The sequence below is a fragment of the Salmonella sp. FC25216 genome (assembly GCF_057751355.1).
Map to the genome: position 1 here is coordinate 114,560 of NZ_JBDGON010000012.1, position 6,269 is coordinate 120,828.

General features: G+C 44.2%; 6 protein-coding genes. 4 read left to right on the forward strand and 2 right to left on the reverse strand.

Annotated features, from left to right (window positions below; translation table 11 throughout):
• The first annotated feature begins 8 nt into the window (after positions 1-8).
• The 4 genes from AC3G3F_RS20390 to AC3G3F_RS20405 all read left to right on the forward strand — a co-directional run bounded on the left by AC3G3F_RS20390 (position 9) and on the right by AC3G3F_RS20405 (position 4,216).
• Positions 9-482: a toxin-activating lysine-acyltransferase gene (locus tag AC3G3F_RS20390; protein WP_000120460.1), complete on the forward strand. Its 474-nt coding sequence runs from the start codon at positions 9-11 to the stop codon at positions 480-482.
• A gap of 104 nt (positions 483-586) precedes the next feature.
• Entirely contained in the window at positions 587-1,861 is a 1,275-nt protein-coding gene (locus AC3G3F_RS20395) for an HlyD family secretion protein (RefSeq protein ID WP_001838494.1), read from the forward strand.
• Entirely contained in the window at positions 1,854-3,950 is a 2,097-nt protein-coding gene (locus tag AC3G3F_RS20400; RefSeq protein WP_000064790.1) for a peptidase domain-containing ABC transporter, read from the forward strand. The genes AC3G3F_RS20395 and AC3G3F_RS20400 overlap by 8 nt, the downstream gene beginning before the upstream one ends.
• Before the next feature lie 113 nt (positions 3,951-4,063).
• Positions 4,064-4,216: a hypothetical protein gene (locus AC3G3F_RS20405; RefSeq protein ID WP_001838496.1), complete on the forward strand. Its 153-nt coding sequence runs from the start codon at positions 4,064-4,066 to the stop codon at positions 4,214-4,216.
• A 614-nt stretch (positions 4,217-4,830) separates the two neighbouring features.
• On the opposite strand, the gene AC3G3F_RS20410 is transcribed toward AC3G3F_RS20405, so the two are convergent.
• Together AC3G3F_RS20410 and AC3G3F_RS20415 are read right to left on the reverse strand one after the other, a co-directional pair.
• Positions 4,831-5,526, reverse strand: a complete 696-nt coding sequence (locus AC3G3F_RS20410; protein ID WP_000389613.1) for a CPBP family intramembrane glutamic endopeptidase — start codon at positions 5,524-5,526, stop codon at positions 4,831-4,833.
• A 503-nt stretch (positions 5,527-6,029) separates the two neighbouring features.
• On the reverse strand, positions 6,030-6,269 hold a 240-nt coding region (locus AC3G3F_RS20415), incomplete at its 5' end, for a tyrosine-type recombinase/integrase (protein ID WP_488395650.1).

Below are 6,269 nucleotides of genomic sequence, written 5' to 3' on the forward strand. Positions count from 1 at the left end.
GAACAATGATGTCGTATATACGAGAAACCATCAGTGGAAGAGCGGAATGGACCGTCTATGAACAGATTGGTTTTGCTGTCAGCTGTATGCTCCATAACCGTAATTACAGCCTGTATCCTGTGTTGACCATTCAATACTGGACTGAATACGCTATACAACACCATCAGATTAAATTCCTGTTTGATTCGCGTGGTTTTCCACTGGCATATATCACTTGGGCATATCTCGAGACAGATACAGAAGCGCGTCTGCTAAACGATCCTGAGTTCATACTACATCCTTCTGAATGGAATGAAGATGGAAGGATATGGATACTGGATTTTTGTTGTAAGCCTGGTTTTGGGCGTAAGGCTATTGAATGTTTTACAGATCTTCGCCCATGGGGAGAAGGAGAAGTGCGATGGCTGAACAGAAGAAAGAAAATCATGACAGTACGGCAGAATAAATTACGACATATCCCAGAGCTACAGAAAAAAATATAAATATCGTGGATGGATGCCGTCTGCATTATCTGAGCAAATTTTGCTGAATTATATATGCCTGTTCAGATTAACAGCAGGGACACAGATGATTGAGGACGTGTATTTTGTTTCGTCAGGAAGCGTTAGATAACAGGAAAATGAAATGGCGTGGACGAGCTATTTTACTGCCAGGAATGCCGTTATGGTTAATCATGCTGGGAAGCATTGCGTTTATCACGGCATTTCTGACGTTCGTTATCGCTGGTACCTATAGCCGTCGTGTCAATGTCAGTGGTGAGGTCACGACCTGGCCGAGAGCCGTCAATATATACTCCGGTGTGCAGGGGTTTATAGTCAGGCAGTTTGTGCATGAAGGTCAGTCGATAAAAAAAGGTGATCCGATTTACCAGATTGACGTCAGTAAAAGCACACGCAGTGGCGTTGTTACCGATAATCAGCGAAAGGATATTGAAAATCAGCTGGTTCGCGTGGATAACATCATTTCCCGTCTGGCGGAAAGTAAAAAAATAACGCTGAATACGCTGGAAAAGCAACGTCTGCAATACAGCGATGCGTTCCGTCTCTCATCAGATATTATACGGCAGGCAGCGGAAGGGATAAAAATAATGAAGAACAACATGGAGAATTACAGAAACTATCAGTCAAAAGGGCTGATTACTCAAGATCAGTTAACTAACCAGGTGGCATTATATTATCAACAACAAAATAACCTTCTCAGCCTGAGCGGACAAAATGAACAGAATGCCCTGCAGATAACCAGTCTGGAGAGCCAGATCCAGACTCAGGCTGCGGATTTTGATAACCGTATCTATCAGATGGAACTGCAACGGTACGAGTTGCAGAAAGAGCTGGTTGATACTGATGTGGGGGGAGAAATCATTATTCGTGCGTTGTCTGACGGGAAAGTTGACTCCCTGAGTGTCACTGTCGGGCAAATGGTTAATGCCGGAGACAGTCTCCTGCAGGTTATCCCTGAAAATATCGAAAACTACTACCTTATTATCTGGGTCCCTAATGATGCTGTTCCTTATATTTCGGCAGGAGATAAAGTGAACATTCGTTATGAAGCCTTTCCTGCAGAAAAATTTGGTCAGTTCTCTGCTACGGTGAAAACCATATCCAGAACGCCAGCCTCAACGCAGGAAATGCTGACCTACAAGGGGGCGCCTCAAAATACGCTGGGCATCTCTGTTCCCTGGTATAAAGTCATCGTTAAACCTGAAAAACAGATTATTTCTTATGACGGGAAATCTCTCCCTCTTGAGAATGGAATGAAAGCTGAAAGCACATTATTCCTGGAAAAAAGGCGTATTTACCAGTGGATGCTTTCTCCTTTCTATGACATGAAACACAGTGCAACAGGGCCGATCGATGAGTAACGGGAATGTCAGACGAATGATAAATCAGCTTGATATGCGCTGGCGACGTCGGGTTCCGGTTATTCACCAGACGGAAACCTCGGAGTGTGGACTGGCCTGTCTGGCAATGATATGCGGACATTTTGGCAAGAATATTGACCTGATATCCCTTCGACGGAAGTTTAATCTTTCTTCCCGTGGGGCAAACCTTGCGGGAATAAACAGTATAGCGGAACAGTTGGGGATGGTAACCCGGGCACTTTCGCTGGAGCTGGATGAACTTGGTGCGCTCAAAACGCCATGTATTCTCCACTGGGATTTCAGCCATTTTGTTGTACTGGTCAGCGTAAAGCGTAACCGTTATGTACTGCATGATCCGGCCAGAGGCAGAAGAAATGTCGGACTGGAGGAAATGACCCGGTATTTTACCGGAGTTGCGCTTGAGGTCTGGCCAGGCAGTGAATTTTCTGCGGAGACCACGCAGAATCGAATCCATCTACGCTCACTTATTAACAGTATTTATGGTATTAAAAGTACACTGGCGAAAATCTTCTGTCTGTCAGTTGTTATTGAAGCTATCAATCTCATAATGCCTGTGGGTACTCAACTGGTTATGGATCATGCGATTCCGGCGGGGGACAGAGGGTTACTGACGCTCATTTCTGCCGGCCTTATGTTCTTTATACTGCTCAGGGCAGCCACGGGTATGCTCCGTGCATGGTCCTCGCTGGTTATGGGCACACTCATCAATGTTCAGTGGCAGTCGGGTCTGTTTAACCATCTGCTCAGGCTACCGCTGGCATATTTTGAACGTCGCAAATTAGGTGATATCCAGTCGCGTTTTGGTTCCCTTGATACTCTGAGAGCCACCTTCACCACCAGTGTGGTGGGGGCCATTATGGACAGTATTATGGTTGTGGGTGTTTTCGTGATGATGCTGTTATACGGTGGGTATCTTACATGGATAGTTCTCGGGTTTACCACGGTTTATGTTCTGGTTCGCCTGGTGACATACAGCTATTACCGGCAGATATCGGAGGAAACGCTGGTCAGGGGGGCCAGAGCCAGTTCCTATTTTATGGAAACCCTGTATGGCATTGCCACTGTAAAAATTCAGGGCATGGCTGAACGGCGGGGAACGCACTGGCTTAACCTTAAAATTGATGCCATCAATTCAGGCATTAAGTTAACCAAAATGGATTTATTCTTTGGCGGGATAAATACTTTTGTTGCAGCCTGTGACCAGGTGGCGATTTTATGGCTGGGTACCAGCCTTGTGATCGATAATCAGATGACAATAGGGATGTTTGTGGCGTTTGGTTCTTTCCGTGGGCAGTTTTCGGATCGGGTTGCCTCTCTGACCAACTTTCTTCTGCAACTGAGAATGGTGAGTCTGCATAACGAGCGTATTGCTGATATCGCACTGCATGAAAAGGAAGAGAAGAAACCTGAGCTTGATATTGTTGCTGATATGAGCCCGGTCTCTCTGGAAACCACTGATTTAAGTTACCGGTATGACAGCCAGTCAGCGCCGGTGTTCAGTGGTCTGTATCTGTCAGTGACTCCCGGAGAAAGTGTGGCCATAACCGGTACATCCGGTGCAGGAAAAACCACGTTAATGAAAGTATTATGTGGGTTGTTTGAGCCAGATACGGGAAAAGTACTGGTGAATGGTACGGATATACGGCAACTGGGGATAAACAATTATCACCGGATGATTGCCTGCGTGATGCAGGATGACCGATTATTTTCAGGATCTATCAGAGAGAATATTTGTGGGTTCTCTGAAGAGATGGACGAAACATGGATGATCGAGTGTGCCAGGGCCAGTTATATTCATGATGTGATAATAAAAATGCCTATGGGATATGAAACCCTCATTGGTGAACTGGGGGAAGGGCTTTCCGGAGGGCAAAAACAACGTATATTTATAGCCAGGGCTCTGTACCGTAGACCCTGCATATTATTTATGGATGAGGCCACCAGTTCACTTGATACTGACAGTGAGCGTTTCGTCAATGTGGCTATAAAGAATATGAATATCACAAGGATTATTATTGCGCACAGAGAAACAACGTTAAGAACAGTTGACAGAGTAATTCTAATTTAAGTTTTTCTTTGCAATAAGAAGTATTAAAATATGATAGATTATTATAAAATAATAGCGTTAAATTATTTTATTAAAAGAAACCTGATATCATTCCAGTAATGGGTGCCAGCATAATGAAGAAAATTGTTAGCTTTTTATTGGTGTTTATTATTGCATTAGCTGTTGGTATGGCTGGAGATCACTTTGAAATTAACCGTTACGTTAAGTATGTTTTAATGATTGCTGCTATTGTACTAACTCAAAATATGATAAGGAGGTTGATGTAATATAATGTTTACAGAAGGCATTATCATGTATTAACTTAATATAGAGGAATAATATGCGTAATCTTAAAGAGAATGAGTATTCTTTTATCTACGGCGGGGGTCAAGACGGAGGAAATTCCGGAGTATCCAAGGAAACGATTGGCGGAGCTATAGGTGGGGCCATTGGTGGGACATACGGAGGTATCCCTGGAGCTGCCATAGGTACAATCATGGGGGCATCTATTGCTAATGGCTCCCGAGGTACAGGTAGTGTTGGCCCTTCAGGTATTCCATGGGGTGGCTCCAATGGTGGTGGGGTAATGTGGGGCAGTAGCAGCAGCTCCTCTGCAAATGACGGAAGTTGATCAATATATCGATTCAACGAGTAAGCAGGTAAGCTACCTGTATACTATGTGGCTTTGATATAGTCCCCTAATAGGCTGAAGAGTCCATATAAATCAGAGCTAAAAACCAGAATCATATCCTGGTAAGCACTGGTAAGGTGATAATTAGCACCGTTCTTCTTAATATTAGCGGCGAGTGTTGTAAGACATTCTCCGCTATTTTTTATTCATGGATTATTATTACATTGCGGAGCGTTGTATCTATTAATATTAATTCTTTCATAACTAAAATTAACCGGATGAGGCAGGAAGCATGTAAGCCGCATACTGTATACCGGTAACCACCGCATTCATCAATATATGAAGAAGCACTGGCATCAGAAGCCCACGGCTTTTAACTCGTGCCGCCGATAATGTTAGAGACACCAGAAATAAAACGATAAATGTTCTTATTTCAGTATACTGCAAATGGACAACTGAAAACATCATAGAAACAATAACAGCGGTACCAAAAACATTATTCCCAAACCAAAAATAAGTTATATTAAACAGGCATCCACGGAAAATTATTTCTTCATAGACAGGAGCAATGAAGATTAGCAAAATGGCATTTATCCAGAAAATATAGCCTCCGAGAGCCATCTGGGACTCGGACCAACTTTCAGTTTCATTTACTCCGGAAATATAGGGGAGCAGATACTGAATAAGAAGAATGAGCAGAAACAGTATAAAAAACGTTTTAAACCGGAAGCTGCCAAGGCCCAACCCCTCTCTTTTACGAAAAAAGATATAATAGAGAGGAACAATAAATATAAATTCAAGAGTAACGATTATTGGGAATAGTAGCCCCTTAGCCATAAGTTCCGCACCATCTTTTAAAAAAAATGGGATAAAGGTTATTCCGACAAACAGCATGAACATAGCAAAACATCCGGACACAGCTTTATTTCTTTCAATATATTCACAACTGTATTTCTTGTCTTCCATTCTATGAATCCTGATATAAGGTGACAACTGAAGACTCTGCCAGTAAATATTTCCAGTATAAAGGGGGTTGAGGAGTAACGGAACCAAAATGACGGAGCACATTGTTCACAATATGGGGGTTGTAAGCGGGAAGCTGCCAAATTTTTGCGGACTTGCCATACGGCTTATGACAACGTCAGTCCCTCAATCATGGCGCATTGACTCTGGTGGAAAAGCGCTCGTAGGCATGGCGCTCCCCAAACGCCCTGTAATCACCCCTGGCAGAACTGTATACCCTGCGTACTGAACTTCGGCACCTGGAATGAAACAGAATGCGGGCTGAAAGATCAAAGAGTGTCTGAAACTGAGAAGACTGTCATGTTTCGATTATTCGAAATAAACGAAACATGACAACACAAAACGATACCAGGACAAAACAGGACCCGGAGAGGATGTGCAGACCATAGCTATCCAGCAATAATAATTAGCCCCAAGTCCACTGGGAGGGGCAGGGTCATCAGCTCTCACATTTCGCCTTTCAGCATGGCCACAGCATCAGCCCCCGGCATCTGAAACTGCACCCGGTGCCGTGCGGCGACATCAAGCGCAAACACCTTCGTATAGACCTCTGTCGAGCTGACAGACTTGTGCCCCATCAGCGCCTGCAGCACCTTCAGCGGGATGCCGGCGTACAGCATGTGCATCGCGTAACTGTGGCGGAACGTATGGGGTGTCACCGGCACTGAGAACGTCACGCCGTCAGC